Genomic DNA, 17,670 nt, shown 5'->3' on the forward strand with positions numbered 1-17,670 from the left:
TACTGTGATTGGCCCGATCTTCTTCGAGATCATCCAGCGCAAGGGCAACCAGGGCTTTGGCGAGGGCAACTTCAAGGCGCTGTTCGAGTCCATCGAGGAAGACCAGATCAAGCGCGGCGTGATTTCCGCGGACTGATAGCGGGTTCGGCCCCGCAAGCGGGGCCGGATTTATCCCACGATGGAGTTCTGTTATGAGCCGTAACTGGATCAGTTTTCCCCTGCGTGAAGGCGAGTGTTCGCGCCAGGCGCACTGCGACTTTCCCGAAGGCACCTACGAGCGCGAGATGGGCCGCGAGGGCTTCTTCGGCCCCACCGCGCACCTGCACCACAAGCATCCGCCCACCGGCTGGATCGACTGGCAGGGGCCGCTGCGCCCGCATGCGTTCAATTTCAATGATATTTCCAGCGAGCGTGATTGCCCGCTGGCTGCGCCACTGACGCTGCATAACAACGATGTGAAGCTGCGCGTGTGGAAAACCCATGGCGCCATGCGCCATCTGGTGCGCAATGCCGATGGCGATGACCTGCTGTTTATCCATGAGGGGGCAGGGCACTTCTATTGCGATTTCGGTCATTTGACCTACCGCGACGGCGACTACCTGCTGATTCCCCGTGGTACTGCCTGGCGCATCGAGGCCAGTGAGCCGACCTTTATGCTGCTGATCGAAAGCACCGACGGCGCCTATCAGTTACCGGACAAGGGTCTGCTCGGCCCGCAGGCGATCTTCGACCCGGCAGTGCTCGATCATCCGCGTATCGATGACGCCTTCAAGGCCCAGCAGGATGAAAACACCTGGCAGATTCGCATCAAGCGCCGTGGCCAGATCAGCACCGTGACCTACCCCTACAACCCGCTGGATGTGGTCGGCTGGCACGGCGACAACACCGTGGTGCGCCTCAACTGGCGCGATATCCGCCCGCTGATGAGCCACCGTTATCACTTGCCGCCGTCGGCGCACACCACCTTCGTGGCCAATGGTTTTGTGATCTGCACCTTTACCCCGCGCCCAGTAGAAAGCGACCCCGGCGCGCTGAAGGTGCCGTTCTATCACAACAACGACGACTACGACGAAGTGCTGTTCTACCACCGTGGCAACTTCTTCAGCCGCGACAATATCGAGCAGGGCATGGTCACCCTGCACCCGTGCGGCTTCCCCCACGGCCCGCACCCCAAGGCACTGAAAAAGGCGCAGACCGATCCGGCCACCTTTATCGATGAAGTGGCGGTGATGATTGACACTCGCCGCGCCCTGGAAGTCGGCGAAGCCGCCGCCGGGGTGGATGTTCCCGAATATGTGAATTCCTGGCGTGCGCCGGGCAAAGACAGCTAACAGCCGTAGGAGCGGGTCATACCCGCGAGTAAGCGGTGTAAAGCATCGCGGGCATGGCCCGCTCCTACAGATAAATTGAAGGTTGAACCATGAAACTCGCATCACTGAAGCAAGGCCGCGATGGCGTACTCGTCGTGGTATCGCGCGATCTAAGCCGCGCTACTGAAGTCCCGGCGATTGCTGCCACCCTGCAGGCCGCGTTGGATAACTGGGCAGCGGCCAAGCCCAAGCTGGAGGCGGTCTACCAGCGCCTCAACGATGGCCTGGAAGAGGGCGCGTTTGCCTTCGATCAGGCGGCCTGCCACAGCCCGTTGCCGCGCGCCTATCACTGGGCCGATGGCAGCGCCTACGTCAATCACGTCGAGCTGGTGCGCAAGGCGCGCGGCGCCGAGATTCCGGAAAGCTTCTGGCATGACCCGCTGATGTACCAGGGCGGTGCTGACTGCTTTATCCCGCCGCATAGCCCGATCCAGATGGCCGACGAGGCCTGGGGTATCGACCTGGAGGCCGAGATCGCGGTGATCACCGACGATGTGCCAATGGGCGCAAGCGCTGCCGAGGCGGCCGGACATATCCAGCTGCTGATGCTGGTCAACGATGTGTCGCTGCGTAACCTGATTCCCGGTGAGTTGGCCAAGGGCTTCGGTTTCTACCAGAGCAAACCGTCGTCGAGCTTCTCGCCGGTGGCGATTACCCCGGATGAGTTGGGCGATACCTGGCGCGATGGCAAGGTGCATCGGCCGCTGGTGTCGCATATCAACGGCGCGCTGTTCGGCCAGCCGGATGCCGGCGTGGACATGACCTTCAACTTTCCGACTCTGGTCGCCCATGCGGCCAAAAGCCGGCCCCTGGGCTGCGGCACCATCATCGGTTCTGGCACCGTGTCGAACTACGACCGCAGCGCGGGTTCTTCCTGCCTGGCAGAGAAGCGCATGCTGGAAATCATCGAGAGCGGCGAGGCGAAAACCCCGTTCCTCAAGTTTGGTGACCGGGTGCGCATCGAGATGTTCGACGCCGCCGGCCATAGCCTGTTCGGCGCCATCGATCAGGCGGTGGAGCGTTATGAACACTGAGTTGACGCTCTACGGTTACTGGCGCTCCAGCGCGGCCTACCGGGTGCGCATCGCGTTGAACCTCAAGGGCCTGGCTTATCAACACGTGCCGGTGCACCTGGTCAAGGACGGCGGCCAGCAGCATTCGGCCGAGTATCAGGCGCTTAATCCGCAGGAGCTGCTGCCGTTGCTGGTGGACCAGGGCAACGGCGGGGTACGCATCGCCCAGTCGCTGGCGATTCTCGAATACCTCGACGAGGTCTTCCCCACGCCGGCGTTGCTGCCCAGTGATGCGGCGCAGCGCGCTCAGGTGCGCGCCTTGGCGCTGCATATCGCCTGCGACCTGCACCCGCTGAACAACCTGCGGGTGCTGCAGTACCTGAGCGGTGAGCTGGGCGTTGGCGAGGCGGCCAAGGACGCCTGGTATCGCCACTGGCTGCACAAGGGCCTGGCTGCAGTCGAGGCGGGGCTGGCGGTGTTCAATGATCGCCTGTCGCTCGGCGAGCGGCCTGGATATCTGGAAGCCTGTGTGGTTCCACAGCTGTATAATGCGCGCCGTTTTAACTGTGACCTTGATGCGTACCCGCGCATCCTCGCCATGGCGGCGCGTTGTGAATCTCTGGATGCCTTTAAGCAGGCCGCGCCGGAGGTGCAACCCGACGCCCAGTGATCCTGCCGGCTTCGCCGCCGCTAGGGTCAGGCGAATCCGGTTTTGCAGAGCGAGCCAGGTTGCCAGATCGGCTGCCTTCACACTCTGCGTGCCTTGCCACTCCGCCGCGCCACAAGCGCTGCGGGTTCTATTTCGTCACAGATAAAAACAAACAGGTGACGCATGACCCGTGAAAAACCCAAGAACCTCTGGCTCTCGCGCTGGGGCTTTATTCTTGCTGCAACCGGCTCCGCTGTGGGCCTGGGCAATATCTGGAAGTTCCCCTACATCACCGGCGAATACGGCGGTGGTGCGTTTGTACTGATGTACCTGGCCTGCATCCTGGCTATCGGTATTCCGGTGATGATGACCGAGATCGCCATTGGCCGCCGCGGCCGTGGTAGCCCCATCGATGCAATCGGTCGGGTGGTCAAGGAAAACAACGGCAACCCACTGTGGAAAATGGTCGGCGGCATGGCCATGCTGGCCGGTTTTATGATCCTGTGTTTTTACGTGGTGGTGGCCGGTTGGGCCTTTGCCTACACAGTGAAGATGCTCGACGGCTCGCTCGCTGCCACCAGTGTCGAGGCGCTCGGCGGGGTGTTCGAAGCGCATAACGCCAACCCCTGGCAGCTCGGCGGCTGGAGCGTGCTGGTGGCGCTGCTGACCTTGTGGATCGTCGCCAAGGGCGTGCAGAAGGGCATTGAGAATGCCGTGCGCTGGATGATGCCGGGCCTGGCCTTGATGCTGCTGATTCTGGTGGGCTACGCCTTTACCAGTGGCGGTTTCAGCGCCGGTTTCGATTTCCTGTTCAGCTTCGATGCCTCGAAAATCACCGGCGAAGCGTTGCTGGCCGCGCTGGGCCATGCGTTCTTCACCCTGAGCCTGGCCTCCGGGGCGATTCTCACCTATGGCTCCTACATTCCCGACGGCCAGTCGATAGCCCGCACCACCTTTATGGTGGCCATCTGCGACACCTGCGTGGCGCTGCTGGCGGGGCTGGCGATCTTCCCGATTATCTTCGCCAACGGCATGAACCCGGGCGCCGGGCCAGGGCTGATCTTTATGAGCCTGCCGCTGGCCTTCCAGCAGATGCCGTTCGGCACTGCATTCGGCGTGCTGTTCTTTGCCATGGTGTCGATTGCCGCGCTGACGTCGGCCATTTCCATGATCGAAGCCACGGTGGCCTACCTGAATGAAAAACACGGCATCAGCCGCATCAAGTCTGCCGCTCTGGCGGGCAGCGTGTTGTTGCTGATCAGTCTGCTGGCGATGCTCTCGTTCAACCTGCTGGCCGGCTGGACGCCACTGGGCAAGAACTTCTTCGACTGGCTGGATTACCTGACTTCACGTTGGATGATGCCGCTGGGCGGGATCTTTATGGTGCTGCTGGCCGGTTATGCGCTGCGCAGCGAGATCATGCGTGATGAGCTGAACCTGCCGCCGCTGGGCTATGCCCTCTGGCTGTTTATGGTGCGCTACGTCAGCCCGGTGCTGATTATGGTGGTGTTCCTGCATGCCCTGGGCTGGTTGATATTTGACCCGGTGGCCCAGTGGTACTGGATTGCCGGCGCCATCGGCCTGCTCGCGGTGCTCGGTGAAGTACTGCGACCACGGGTCGTACCGGCGCTCGCCGGGCGTTAATCACGCCAAGCTGAGCCGCAGTAGAGAAGGGCGCACGAGCCAAAGCCGTGCGCCCTTTTTTATGGTTGTCATAACCTTGGCGTGGACTTTCTGGCGATAACTCGCCATTCCCGATAAAGCATCAGCGGAAACCTGCCGATAAACCGGGTTATCCGCAGCATTCGGCTTTTGGCTTTATCGCCCTGATCTGCCGCCAACGCGTCTGGCCCGGGCCTTGGCGCTGTTACCTGAGCCCAGACCAGGCCTCTGGCGCAAGGGTTGCAATAAAGCGAGGCTAAACTGCCATCAGTAGTTCATGCGCTTGCCGGTCGCCATCTGCTGCCTTGCTGCGCTCGATAATAAAAACGGAGTTGTTGCTATGTCCTCTTCTGCCGCTCGCCTGTTCGCCGACCTGTCTGTCGGTAAAAAGCTTATGTGTGGCTTCGGCCTGGTGCTGTTGCTCACGGTTGCCGTCACTGGCAGTGGCTTTCTGGCGGTGCAAGCCGTGTTGGACGGGCATGCCAGCACCAGCGGCCTGTCGGTAATCGATGCCCAGGTGCTGCAGGCGCGCCGCGCCGAGCGTGATTTTGCCCTGCGGCAGACCAGCGATGCGGCTACCCAGGTGCATGAGCAGCTGGACCGAGTCGGCGCCGCAGTCGCCCAGCAGTTGGCCGCAGCTTCCGGCGCCGATCAGGCGCGTCTGCAAAGTATGCAGCAAGCCATCGACGACTACCGTCGCCAGTTCGACAGCTTTGTCGAGCAGCAGAACAATGCCCGTGCGGCGCGCACGCAGATGCGTGAGGCGGCCGGCGAAGCGCGTGATCAGTTCGATGTGATCGAGCTGGACATGTACGACGCCGTGCGCGAACTGCGCCTGGAAGGTGACAAGCTGCGCGGCAGCGACCCGCTGACCCTGGCGGAAACCGCCTCGGGCCTGAGCAAACGCATGCTCGATCTGCGTGGCCATGAGAGCCAGTACATCATCGATGGCTCGGCCGAAGCCCTGGAAGAGTGGACCTATATCAACGACGACCTGCAAACCGTGGCGCGCAGCCTGATGGTTTGGCTGGATGACGACCAGAAAGGCGCCATCGATACCGCCTTGAAGGCCCTGGCCCTTTATCAGCAGGCCTTTACCAATTACCAGCAGGTGCGTGGGCTGAGTCAACAGAGCGAAGCCGCCATGGTTGAGCGCGCCCAGGCGGTGCTGGCTTTGGTGGATGAAGCCAAGGTCGAGGAAGAGCGCGCCATGGCGACGGATAGTCGCCAAGCCATGCTGATGCTCGGTGCCATGGGTATTGCGGCGGTGATTATTGGCATGCTGGCGGCGCTGATTATTTCCCGTCTGATTGTTGCGCCCTTGCAGCAGACCGTGGTGTTTGCCCAGCGCATCGCCGCGGGTGACCTGACCCACGACCTGCCGCAGGATCGGCGTGACGAGCCGGGCCAGTTGATGGCCGCCATGCAGGTGATGAGCGTGAGCCTGCGCACCCTGGTCGGGCGTATTGGTGGTGGCGTCAGCCAGATTGCCGCCGCTGCCGAACAGCTGTCGGCGATTACCGCGCAAACCAGCGCCGGTGTGCAGAACCAGAAGATGGAAACCGAACAGACCGCCACCGCCATGCATGAAATGGCCGCGACTGTGCAGGAAGTGGCGCAGAACGCCGAGCAGGCTTCCCTGGCCGCTCGCGCCGCCGATCAGGAAGCTCAGCAGGGCAATCAGGTGGTGCAGCAGGCGGTCAGCCAGATCGGCCATCTGGCCACCGAGGTCGAAGAGTCCGCCGAAGCCATCGCCGCGCTGAATCAGGAAAGCGCGCGGATTGGCGGCGTGCTGGAGGTGATTCGCAACGTCGCCGAACAGACCAATCTGCTCGCGTTGAACGCTGCCATCGAAGCCGCGCGGGCCGGCGAGCAGGGCCGTGGCTTTGCCGTGGTGGCCGATGAGGTGCGCGCCCTGGCCAAGCGTGCGCAGGATTCCACCGAAGAAATCGAAGGGCTGATCGCCAGCCTGCAGCGCCTGGCCAAGGGCGCTGTGGAGAAGATGGACAGCAGCCGCAGCCTGACTCAACGCACCGTGGTTCTGGCTGGCGAAGCTGGCGCCGCTCTGGGCCGCATTACCCAGGCAGTGAGTACCATCGAGCAGATGAACCAGCAGATCGCCGCTGCCGCCGAAGAGCAGAGTGCGGTGGCGGAAAATATCAGCGAAAGCGTGACGCGGGTGCGCGATATCGGCGAGCAAAGCGCCAGCGCCAGTGAGCAGACTGCGGCATCCAGCGCCGAGCTGGCGCGCCTGGGGGTTGAGCTGCAGGGGCTGGTGGCGCAGTTCCGCAGCTAGTCAGAAGTCGCGCTCAAGTCTGAAACTGCAACACCGCGCTCTGCATGCTGCGCGCCACGCGGTCGAGGCTTTGCGCAGCCTCGGCCAGCTCATTGACGGTGCGGCTGTTTTGCTGCGACATCTGCGCGATATGTTCGACCTGCTGCGCCACCTCGCTGCTGGCGCGGCTCTGTTCGCTGATGGTCTGCGATATCTCTTCCACCACCTCGGCCGCGCGCTGCGCGCCGCCACGGATTTCACTGATCGACTCACCGGCCTGACGCGCCAGGGTCACGCCATCGTTCACCCGGGTGACCCCAGTCTGCATGCTGTTTACCGCCTGTTCGGTGCTGGTGCGGATGCGTTCGATCATCCCGGTGATTTCCTGGGTTGATTGCGCGGTGCGTGCAGCCAGGTTGCGTACCTCATCAGCCACCACGGCAAAGCCACGGCCGGCCTCGCCGGCGCGCGCGGCCTCAATGGCGGCGTTTAGCGCGAGCAGGTTGGTCTGTTCGGCGATGCTTTTGATCACCTGGATGATCGAGTGAATTTCTTCCGATGATTCACCCAGCGCGGTGATGGTGGCGCTGGACTCGTTGACCGCTTCGGCAATCCGGCTCATGCCATCGACCACGCCCATGATCACCTGGCCGCCATTGCTGGCCAGGTGTTCGGAGTGCGAGGAGATTTCCTGGGCATTGCGCGCGTGGCCGGCGATCTGTTCGATGTTCTGCATCATCTGCTCCATGGCCCCGGCCATGCTGCTGGCGCTCTGCGATTCTTCCGTGGTGCTGCGCACGATGCTTTGCGAGGCGCCGTTAAGGCTGCGCGCGGTTTGCTGCAACTGTTCTCCTTCCTGGCGGATGCCGTCGATCATCTGCCGCAGGTTGCCCTGCATGTCCGCCAGGGCCTGCTGCAGCTGCCCGGCTTCATCGTTGCTGTCGACGCTGATGGTGCTGCGCAGGTTGCCTTGGGCAATGTTGCGCGCCACCCCGATGATTTTCTCCAGTGGGCGCAACACCGCTTTCATCAACTGGGTGGTGAGCAGGCAGAGCAGACAGCAGACCACGAAGATGCCGCCGATCAGCAACCAGGCGGCTTGTTGCACGGCGGCTTCGCCTTCGCTGCGGGTTTGCGCCGAATGCGCTTCGATCAGGCCGCTGAGGGCTTCGTTCTTTTCTTCCAGATCGCCGAAGCTGGCATCGAAGGCGGCCATCTGTTGGCGCGCGGCCTGCGGGTCAGTCAGGGCCAAGTTGACGATGCCTTCGGCCTGCTGGATGTAACTGGCCAGGGCCGGCTGCGACTGGCTGATGGCCTGGCGGATATCCGCGCTGAGCGGCAGTTTGGCGTTGTCGTTGAGGGTGCGGGTAAACCATTCGCTGTGCTCGCGCAGGTCATCGCGTACCTGGGTTACCGCCGCGCTGTCGGCAGGGTCGATATAGAAGGCTGCGAGTACATCTGCGCGCAGGGCGTCGTGCATCATGTCGCCTTCCAGGTGGTTGCGCAGGGCGCTGATGCTCAGCTGGTTTTCGTTGAGGGCGCTGGCCAGGCGGGTTTGTCCCCAGAAACCGATGCTCCCGAGCAGGGTGGCTGCCAGTATGCTGATCGCACCGCAGGCGATCATTTTCTGCCGGATATTCATGGCCAGACTCCAACGGGTAAAGGTTGGAATTCAGCCTAGCCTATGCGCGCTGCGTTTGTGGGGCCGGCCCAGGTGGGTCGGCATGTGGCGTTATGGCTGCACGCTGCTGGCCAGCGGCGCTTTACGCAGTTCATCGGCCCAGGCCAGCAGCGGCACCTGCACCTCGGGTTGCCAGATGCGCGCCCACAACAGCTGCAGGCGCGAGAAGTCGCCGCGGTCCATCGGCAGGCGCTGGATGTTGTCATGCACGCGCCACTGGCCGTTTTCCAGGGTGGCAAAGTCGAAGCGGAAAGGGTGGAAACCGGTCATGCCCAGGCGGATATCGGTCACCACCAACTGCTCGCCCAACTGGTCGTAGCGCAGCACGCCATCGGTAAACCAGGCCAGTCGTGCATGCGCCGGTGAGTCGGCCAGGGCCGCCGCCAGGTGCGTGCCACGAGGGATGCGCGCCAGCTCTGGCGGCGCATCGTCAAACCAGCTGACCAGCGCCTCATGGTAATCCTCACCATCGAGCACGATCACCCGCCACAGCAGGCTGTTGAACGGCGTGGTGGTGCTGAAGATCTGCTGCGCCTCGATGCCCTGGCGCGCCAGCTCGGCTTCCACGCGTTGTTCGGCCATATATTTGCCGCCCAGGGTAAAGCCCAGGTACAGCGAGGAAATCAGCAAGGCTAGAGCCGGCGCTTTGGCCGCCGTGTTCTGCTGGCCCTGGTCGCGTAAGCCATAGAGCAGCCCCAGCGCCACGGCAATACACAGCGGCACGGTGTACAGCGGGTCGATGATAAAGATGCTCGACCAGGCGGTGGGAATCGGCGTTAGCGGCCACAGCAGCTGGGTGCCGTAGCTGGTAAAGCTGTCGAGCAGTGGATGGGTAATCAGCACCAGCCACAGGGTGATAAATAGCCGCTGCGATGAATAACCAGGGTTATGCCGGAATCGTCGGGTTAGCCAGGCCAGTACTAGCGCCAGACCGGTAAGGACAAACAGCGAGTGGCTGAAGCCACGGTGATAGGTCATATCAGCCACGGCGTCGCCGTAATCGATGACCACATCCAGATCCGGCAGCGTGCCGAGCATGGCTCCATACAAAAGCGCCTTACGCCCCTGCCAGCGGCCGAGCAGTGCGCCCTGAATAGTGGCGCCAAGTACCGCCTGGGTTATCGAGTCCATGACCGATCTCTGAATTAAACAGGCGGCTAAATTAGCCGAACGCCCAGGTTTTGGCAGCGGCTAATTTTCAAGCAAAGGTTTCAATGGGCATGCCTGGCAACAGCCTGCTAGAGCTTGAAGAAGCTGACCTTGTCAGTCAGGCGATTGGCCAAGGTAGCCAGTTCGCGGCTGGAGGCAGCCACCTGTTCGGAGCCGGAGGAGGTTTCCAGGGTGGCGCTGTGGATGCGGTTGATGTTCTGGTTGACCTCTTCGGCCACCGCGCTCTGTTCTTCCGAGGCGCTGGCGATCTGGGCGTTCATTTCGTTGATGGCGGTGACTTCGCTGCGGATCTTGTTCAGCGCCGTTTCGGCCTGGCCGGTCTGCTCGACGGTCTGCTGGGCCAGTTGACGGCTGTTGCGCATCACCTCTGCGGCTTTGCCGGCACCTTCCTGCAGTTTGCCGATCATGCCGCGAATTTCCCGCGTCGAATCCTGGGTACGGGTGGCCAGCGAACGCACTTCGTCGGCCACCACGGCAAAGCCACGGCCATGTTCGCCGGCCCGCGCAGCCTCGATGGCGGCGTTAAGGGCCAGCAGGTTGGTCTGCTCGGCAATGGCGGTAATCACCTCGATGATCTTCTCGATGCTTTCGCTGTCTGTGGACACCTGCTGCACGCTTTCGGCGGCGCTTTCCAGGGTGCGCGCCAGGTTCTGGATGGCGCTGGCGGTGGCGCTGACCACCTGATTGCCGGTGGCGACTTCGCTGTCGGCATTGCGAGTGGCGGAAGCTGCGCTGGCGGCGTAGTTGGCCACTTCATTGACGGTGGCCGCCATCTGGTTGATGGCGGTGGCCATTTGCTCTGCCTCGCTGGACTGCAGGCGAATCTGCTGATTGTTACTGTCGGAGGTGGTCAGCAGTTGGTCCGAGGCCAGGGTCAGTTCACCGGCGGCACTGCGCACCTGGGTGATGGTCTCGGCCAGGTGCTTGACCATGTCCTGCAGGGCGCCCATAACGCTGTCCGGGTAGCGGGTTTGAATGCGTTGATTGAGTTCGCCATTGGCCAGGCGCTGGATAATCTCGGCGACTTTGTAAGGCTCGGCGCCCAGTGTGGATTTCAACTTGTTGATGATAATCAGTGACACACCAATGCTCAGCAGCACAGCGGCGGCAGTGATCAGCAGAATCAACATTTGAAAGCCTCCAGCGGCCTCACGTACTGCACCAATATCCTTACCGATCTCTTGTTCCTGATGGTCGATATAGGCGTTGATGCGCTTGAGCCATTCGCCATAAGCCGGCGAGGCTTGCGCCATCAGCAGGCTTTCGGCCGCGTCCGTATCGCCTCGGCTACGCAGGTTGATCAGTTGCTCGGTCAGGGTCAGGGTGCTGCGCTCGATAGCTTGAATATCGCTCAACAGGCGCTGTTCGGTGGGCGTTGGCGCTTGTTCGCGCAGCAGGCTATCCATGGCTCGGGCTGACTCCTGATAGAAGTCCTTGAGCCGCTGAATTTCTGCCAGTTGGCGGTTCAGCGCCGCGTCGTTATCCACCAGCACCGCATCGCGAATGGCGATGGCGCGGTCATGCACGCTGCCACGGAAGTTGATGGCATAACGCTGCTTGAGCGAAGCCCCTTCACTGACTGCGGTCAGGGTTTCGTCGATAAAGTCAACGCGCATTACACCGATAAGGGTAATCAGGATCATCAGCGACAGAATCAAGCCAAATCCAAGGCTCAGGCGTTGCGCAATACTCAATTGTGATTGCATGAAATCGACTCCTCTTGCCCCTCGGGGCGGCGACTGCTTACTGCGTTAAGGGGAGGCTCAGCAGGTGGTGAGTACTCTCTTGTGCAAATCTTATACAGAATATTTGGGTTGTACAGTTTTGTTTTAGGTTTTAGCCGTAATGGCAGATGGCCGGTATCGGCGCTACGCAGGAGTCCATGAAATGGCTGGAATGCCCGCAAATAGGCGGTTTATTGCGGTTCATGAAGGGCAGAGTTGATCTGCCAGGCGGAGCAGAAGATGATCTTTAGGGTTATACTAAAGTTGTACAAGTAGGGCGCTCGGGCTGTAAGAGGCTTATACAGATTCATCATGCACAGGCCGCTGTAAACGGCCTGTGTAGCCTTGATCAGAACGAGGCGAGAATGCGCCCCAGCACGGTCATGGCTTGCTCGCTTTGCGCATCCCAAGGGTGACCGTAATTCAGGCGGGCGCAGTTGCCGAAGCGGCGGGTGGCGGAGAAGATCGGTCCCGGCGCCAGGCTGATACCCTGGGCCAGGGCCAGTTGAAACAGGCGCAGCGCATCGACCTGTTCGGGGAACTCGAACCAGAGAAAGTAACCGCCGCACGGTCGGGTCACCTTGGTGTTGGCCGGGAAGTGCCGCGCGGCCGAGGCGAGCATCGAGGCCTGCTGCGCTTCCAGGGCATGGCGCAACTTGCGCAGGTGGCGGTCATAGCCGCCGTGTTGCAGATAATCGGCCAGGGCGGCCTGGGCCGGTACGGAAGGCGAGATGGTGGTCATCAGCTTGAGCCGGCTGATCTGCTCGGCATAGCGCCCACCGGCCACCCAGCCAACCCGGTAACCCGGCGCCAGGCATTTGGAAAACGAGCCGCAGTGCATCACCAGGCCTTCACGGTCGAAGCTCTTTACCGGCTTCGGCGGCTGGCTGCCGAAGTACAGCTCGGCGTAGACGTCATCCTCGATCAGCGGCACCTGATGGCGCTGCAGCAGTTCATACAGCGCGCGCTTCTTGTCATCACTCATGCTCGCGCCCAGCGGATTCTGCAGGCTACTCATAAACCAGCAGGCCTTGATCTGCAGGCTGGCCAGGCGCTCGCTCAGCACGTCCAAGTCGATGCCTTCACGCGGGTTGACCGGGATTTCCACGGCCTTGAGCTTTAACCGTTCCAGCACCTGCAGCGTGGCGTAGAAGGCCGGGGCCTCGATGGCTACCAGATCGCCCGGTTGGGTCACGCATTGCAGGCACAGATTCAGCGCCTCCATGGCGCCGCTGGTGATTACCAGTTCCTCCAGCGGCAGCATCACGCCGCTGACCATATAACGCAGGGCAATCTGCCGGCGCAGGTTGGGGTTGCCCTCGGTCATATCGGCGATCACCGCCTGCGGCTGCATATCGCGCAGGCTGTGCGCCATAGAGCGCGCCAGGCGCTGCAGGGGGAATAACTGCGGGCTGGGGAAGGCTGAGCCAAACGGTACGGTACTGGGGTCTTTCAGCGAAGCGAGCACCGAGAACACCAGCTCGCTGACATCCACCTCGGTGGTTTGCGTCGGCTGCTTGCTGGTTTCCGGCTCTGCCAGGGAATGCCGCGCCAGTTCGCGAACGAAGTAGCCGGAGCGAGCACGGGCCTGGATCAAGCCGCGGTCTTCCAGCAGGTAATAGGCCTGGAACACCGTGGATGGACTGACCCCATAGCTGCGGCTGGCGTGGCGTACCGAGGGCACCTTTTCGCCAGGGGCGAGCATGCCGCTGCGGATCAGTTCGGCAATCTGCTCGGCGAATTTCTCGTAGCGTTTCATCGGGTCCGTAGGGGCGGCCAGTAGATGACCGCACTCTACGGGGAGTTGCTTGGTCATGCGACAGTCAGCGCCCGCGCGGCGAGAGAAAAACGCTCTGCGTTTGCGCCTGCTCGCTGGTATCGGCCAGGTTGTGGATCACAAAGCGCACGGGCAGAGCGCTGGCCTCGGTCTGTTCGCTCTCCAGCACCACGGTCACCGGCACATCGAGAATTTCCCCAGGCTTTAGCTGCAACTGCTGCGGTGCATCCAGGCGCAGACCGGGGCTGTCGACCAACGACAGACCATAGCGCTGCGGCTGCTGGGTCTTGTTGATCACCTTGAGCAGGTAGGTGTTCTCGATTTGCCCCAGCTGGTTTTCGCGGAACATGCTGCGGTCCTTGGCCGAGTCGATGGACAGCATCGAGCGCGCACTCAAGGCCCAGACAAAGGCGGCGAGCATCAACACCAGGGCGATGCCGTAGCCGATCAACCGTGGCCGCAGCCAGTGGGTCTTGCCGCCCTGCAGCTCGCGTTCGGAGTGATAGCCGACCAGGCCTCGGGCATAGCCCATCTTGTCCATAACCGAATCGCAGGCATCGATACAGGCGCCGCAGCTGATGCAGTCGATCTGCAGGCCATCGCGGATATCGATGCCGGTCGGGCAGACCTGCACGCACATATAGCAGTCGATGCAATCGCCCAGGCCCTCGGCCTTGTGGTCGCTGTCTTTCTTGCGCGGGCCACGGCCTTCGCCGCGCTTGGCGTCGTAGGCCACCAGCAGGGTGTCGTCGTCAAACATCGCACTCTGGAAGCGCGAGTAGGGGCACATATGTACGCAGACCTTCTCGCGCAGCCAGCCGGCGTTGAGGTAGGTGGCGGCCATAAAGAACAACACCCACACCAGGGTGCCGCCGTCCAGTTGCAGGCGCAGCAGGTCGCTGGAAAGTTCGCGGATCGGCGTGAAGTAACCGATAAAGGTCAGCGCCGTGAGCAGGCTGACGCCCAGCCAGATCGCGTGCTTGGCGCTGCGCCGCGCCAGCTTGTTCAGCGACCAGGGCGCGGCATCCAGCTTGACCCGCTGATGGCGCTCGCCTTCGGTAACTTTCTCCGCCCACATGAAGACCCAGGTCCACACACTCTGCGGGCAGGTGTAGCCACACCACACCCGCCCAGCCACCACGGTGATGGTGAACAGGCCAAAGGCGGCAATGATCAGCAGCGCTGAGAGCAGGGTGAAGTCCTGCGGCCAGAAGGTCGCGCCAAAGATGTAGTAACGATGCTCCGCCAGGTTCCACAACACCGCCTGGCGCCCGTCCCAGTCCAGCCAGGCGGTGCCGAAAAAGATCAGAAACAGCAAGCCGGCGCCGTACAGGCGCAGATTGCGAAAGCGGCCGCTAAAGCTGCGGGTATGAATCGGTCCGCCAGCTTGTGACGGCGTCAGGCGGATAGGCTGGCGCGGGTCGATGGTCTCGATGATCTGCGCGGGAATACGTTCGCTCATTACGGGCCTCGTCGGGCTTTATCAGGCGAGGCGAATGATGCGAGCGCAGCTGTTTGGATAACAGACTCAGGTTTTCCAATAAAAAGCGGATCAGATGGCGGCGCTGTGGTCGCAAGTTTTTTGATCTATGGTTTTGGAAGCCGCTGTGGGGCCTGCCTGTCAGGTGCTGGCCCACGCAGGTTCACTTGGCATCCAACCACGCAATCGACGCTGCAGGCATTGATTGCGTGCGGAGCGAATCGATGAAAGCAGCTTGCGCCCACCGTCTGATGGCAATGCTCGTTGCCGTCTTGTTTGCCTGCCTTGCGGCGCAGGGGGCAGCGCTTGCCCAGGCGCGTTCGGCGCTGGTTATCGGCAACAACGCTTATGCCTTTGCGCCGCTGCTCAACCCGACCAATGATGCTGCCGATGTGACCCGCACCCTGCGCGAGGCCGGGTTTTCGGTCACCACGCTGATCGATGCCGACCGGCAAACCATGCTCGATGGCGTGGCGCAGTTTTCTGCCAAGCTCAAGTCTTCGGGCGGTGTCGGCCTGCTGTTCTTTGCCGGGCACGGGGTGCAAGTTGCGGGCGAGAATTATCTGTTGCCCATCGGCGATGGCATTGCCGATGCCTCCGAGCTGGCGGATAAGGCCGTCAGCGCCTCGGCAATGGTCCATTCCATGGCCATGTCGGGCAACGATCTCAACATCATCATTCTCGATGCTTGTCGCGACAATCCGCTCACTGAGGTGACGTCTGGCCTGTCGCGCATCGACTCCAGCGCCAGCCTGTTTGTCTCCTATTCCACCTCGCCCGGTGCCGTGGCACTGGACGGTGAAGGGCGCAATTCACCCTATGCCAAACACCTGACGCTGGCGCTGGCGACGCCCAACCTCAATCTCGAAGAGACATTCAAGAAAACCCTCAAGGGCGTTTATCAGGAAACCAGTGGCCAGCAGACGCCCTGGTTGTCTTCGTCGTTCTTTGGCGATTTCGTGTTTCGCGGCGATAGCGGGGCTGAGGCCGGTTCTATCCCTAAACCGCATTCGAGCGGCGCTCAGACCGTGGAAGAGGCGTCTGCGCGCACCTTGACTGGGCTGTACAAGGTGTCCGGAACCAACCCGAACGGCAGCCGTTACACGGGCATGTTGGCACTGGCGCAACGTGGCGAGTTTTACGATTTCACCTGGTGGATAGGTCGTGATGTATTCAAGGGCAGGGGCGAACTGGCCGGTCGCATGCTGGTCGTGAACTGGAACGATGTGCTGCCGGTGGTCTATTCATTCGCGCCAGATGGCGTGCTCGACGGGGAATGGGCCGATGGCACAGCGACGGAGCGCCTCAGCCTTTACGCCGAGGCCAGCGGCGCCGTGCCCAAGCAGGGGCTGTATCGGGTCGAGGGGCACAACAGTGATGGTTCGCGCTATACCGGCCAGATGATGCTCGCGGGCGAAGGCAATGAATACCGCCTGAATTGGACCATTGGTGATACCAGCTATGACGGCAGCGGCAGATACAGCAGCGGGCTGATGATCGTCGATTGGGGCGGCGCAACCCCGCTGGCCTATGCCTTGGCGGCGGATGGCCGGTTGGTCGGCCTGTGGGATGGCGGTAGGGCAGCGGAAACCGCCACGCCGCAGTGAGTGTGTGAGTGCTCACGGCTTTGCTCGTCCGCGCTGCTGCGTGGCGACCTCAAGTTCTGTTAGCTGTTGCTGTTTTCCCGCTAAAACGCCGCAGATATGTGCCGCAACCCCGCGTTAGAGCGTCAGCACAGGCCTTGTGCTGGCTTCAACAAAAACAATTCTCCAGCGAAACCTGAACTGCCTGTCAGAACGACAGTTGGAGAATTCTTATGAACACCTGGTTTGCCAACCTTAGCGTCACCCGCAAGCTGGCCCTTGGCTTCGGCCTGGTGCTGGCCCTGACTCTCGCCCTGGCCTGGGTCGCCTGGACCGGCCTGGGCAGCGTGATCCAGCGCAGCACCTGGATGAGCGATATCACTCAGCTCAACACCACCCTGACCAATCTGCGCATTGCCCGCCTGCAGTTCATGCTGGCCAAGGGCGATGCCGCGAGCAGTGAGCGCGTGCTGAGCAACTTGGACATCTATTTGCAGCAGCAGAAGAAGCTGCTCGGCAGCTTTACCAATCCGGTCAACGTCAAGCTGCTGCAGGAGCAGGACCGCTATAACCAGGATTACCAGCGATCGTTGGGTGGTATGCGCGCCGCCTACACGGCCGCCGATGCCGCGCGGCGCAAAGTGGCGAGCGAGACGCAGCAGCTCGGCGAGCTGTTGAACGCCATGGAGCGCAGCGTGCAGTCGCTGCCGGAATACGACGGCGGCCGTTTTGCCCAGTTGCAAGCGTTGACTCGCACCCAAGCCGAGCTGCTGCGCCTGCGTTACCTGCTTGAGCGTTACGACAGCGCCCCTGATACGCAAACCGAGCAGGCGCTGGTCGAGCGCATCACGGCCGCCCGCACCAGCCTTGGGCCGTTGGAGCAAGCCTTCGGCGCCGCCCAGCAGGATGCAGTACGCCGCATCGCGACAGCCTTGGGCCAGTACCAGGAGACGCTGCAGGCGTTCAAGCTGGCCACTGGCGATATTGCTCGCACTCGCCAGGAAATGACCGAGCAGCAGGGCGAAATCGTGCGTATCAGCGAAACCCTGTACCAGTTCCAGATGGACCGCCTGGCCATCGAGAGCGCCCAGGCGCGTAGCCTACAGATCGGCGCCACGCTGCTGGCGATGCTCTTCGGCGTGCTGGCCGCCTGGGTTATCACCCGGCAGATCACTCGGCCGCTGCAGGACACCCTGAGCGCGGTGCAGCGCATTGCCGACGGTGATCTGACCGCCAGCGTGCAGGTCGACCGTCGCGACGAGATGGGCCAGCTGCAGCAAGGTATT

11 protein-coding genes and 4 pseudogenes are annotated in these 17,670 nt (G+C 62.0%); 9 read left to right on the forward strand and 6 right to left on the reverse strand.

Annotated elements, in window-relative coordinates; genetic code table 11:
- The 7 genes and pseudogenes from Q8O69_RS04930 to Q8O69_RS22085 all read left to right on the forward strand — a co-directional run.
- Window positions 1-136, forward strand: a pseudogene (locus tag Q8O69_RS04930) (4-hydroxyphenylpyruvate dioxygenase); the annotation flags it as partial.
- 55 nt (window positions 137-191) lie between these two features.
- Complete coding sequence (locus tag Q8O69_RS04935) at window positions 192-1,331, forward strand: homogentisate 1,2-dioxygenase (RefSeq protein ID WP_305590042.1); 1,140 nt, start codon at window positions 192-194, stop codon at window positions 1,329-1,331.
- A gap of 89 nt (window positions 1,332-1,420) precedes the next feature.
- Window positions 1,421-2,404 (forward strand): fumarylacetoacetate hydrolase family protein, encoded by a 984-nt coding sequence (locus Q8O69_RS04940; RefSeq protein WP_305590044.1) that lies wholly within the window; start codon window positions 1,421-1,423, stop codon window positions 2,402-2,404.
- Entirely contained in the window at window positions 2,394-3,053 is a 660-nt protein-coding gene (maiA, locus tag Q8O69_RS04945) for a maleylacetoacetate isomerase (RefSeq protein ID WP_305590046.1), read from the forward strand. The genes Q8O69_RS04940 and maiA overlap by 11 nt, the downstream gene beginning before the upstream one ends.
- 162 nt (window positions 3,054-3,215) lie before the next feature.
- Window positions 3,216-4,676, forward strand: coding sequence for a sodium-dependent transporter (locus Q8O69_RS04950; protein WP_305590048.1), 1,461 nt, complete (start codon window positions 3,216-3,218; stop codon window positions 4,674-4,676).
- 1,297 nt (window positions 4,677-5,973) lie between these two features.
- A pseudogene (locus Q8O69_RS22080) lies at window positions 5,974-6,132 on the forward strand (HAMP domain-containing protein); the annotation flags it as partial.
- 144 nt (window positions 6,133-6,276) lie between these two features.
- On the forward strand, window positions 6,277-6,990 hold the full coding sequence (locus Q8O69_RS22085; protein ID WP_371136049.1) for a methyl-accepting chemotaxis protein: 714 nt from the start codon (window positions 6,277-6,279) through the stop codon (window positions 6,988-6,990).
- Between the two features lie 13 nt (window positions 6,991-7,003).
- On the opposite strand, the gene Q8O69_RS04960 is transcribed toward Q8O69_RS22085, so the two are convergent.
- The 6 genes and pseudogenes from Q8O69_RS04960 to ccoG form a co-directional block, all read right to left on the reverse strand.
- Window positions 7,004-8,611, reverse strand: a complete 1,608-nt coding sequence (locus Q8O69_RS04960; protein ID WP_305590052.1) for a methyl-accepting chemotaxis protein — start codon at window positions 8,609-8,611, stop codon at window positions 7,004-7,006.
- 90 nt (window positions 8,612-8,701) lie between these two features.
- A complete protein-coding gene (locus tag Q8O69_RS04965) occupies window positions 8,702-9,781 on the reverse strand; it encodes a metal-dependent hydrolase (protein WP_305590054.1) in 1,080 nt (359 codons plus the stop codon).
- 107 nt (window positions 9,782-9,888) lie between these two features.
- Window positions 9,889-10,950 carry a methyl-accepting chemotaxis protein gene (locus Q8O69_RS22090; RefSeq protein ID WP_371136050.1) on the reverse strand — a complete coding sequence of 354 codons (1,062 nt, stop codon included), beginning with the start codon at window positions 10,948-10,950 and terminating at the stop codon, window positions 9,889-9,891.
- A gap of 60 nt (window positions 10,951-11,010) precedes the next feature.
- Window positions 11,011-11,526 (reverse strand): annotated as a pseudogene (locus tag Q8O69_RS22095) (MCP four helix bundle domain-containing protein); the annotation flags it as partial.
- A 367-nt stretch (window positions 11,527-11,893) separates the two neighbouring features.
- Window positions 11,894-13,303 (reverse strand): GntR family transcriptional regulator MpaR, encoded by a 1,410-nt coding sequence (gene mapR / locus Q8O69_RS04975; protein WP_305590105.1) that lies wholly within the window; start codon window positions 13,301-13,303, stop codon window positions 11,894-11,896.
- Window positions 13,304-13,367: 64 nt separating this feature from the next.
- Complete coding sequence (gene ccoG / locus Q8O69_RS04980; protein WP_305590057.1) at window positions 13,368-14,783, reverse strand: cytochrome c oxidase accessory protein CcoG; 1,416 nt, start codon at window positions 14,781-14,783, stop codon at window positions 13,368-13,370.
- Window positions 14,784-14,836: 53 nt separating this feature from the next.
- Here ccoG and Q8O69_RS04985 point away from each other — a divergent pair, with 53 nt between their 5' ends.
- A complete protein-coding gene (locus Q8O69_RS04985; RefSeq protein WP_305590059.1) occupies window positions 14,837-16,408 on the forward strand; it encodes a caspase family protein in 1,572 nt (523 codons plus the stop codon).
- 344 nt (window positions 16,409-16,752) lie between these two features.
- Window positions 16,753-17,637: pseudogene (locus Q8O69_RS22100) on the forward strand (methyl-accepting chemotaxis protein); the annotation flags it as partial.
- Window positions 17,638-17,670 lie beyond the last annotated feature (33 nt).

Source organism: Pseudomonas sp., from assembly GCF_030690725.1.
Taxonomy (GTDB): Bacteria; Pseudomonadota; Gammaproteobacteria; order Pseudomonadales; family Pseudomonadaceae; genus Aquipseudomonas.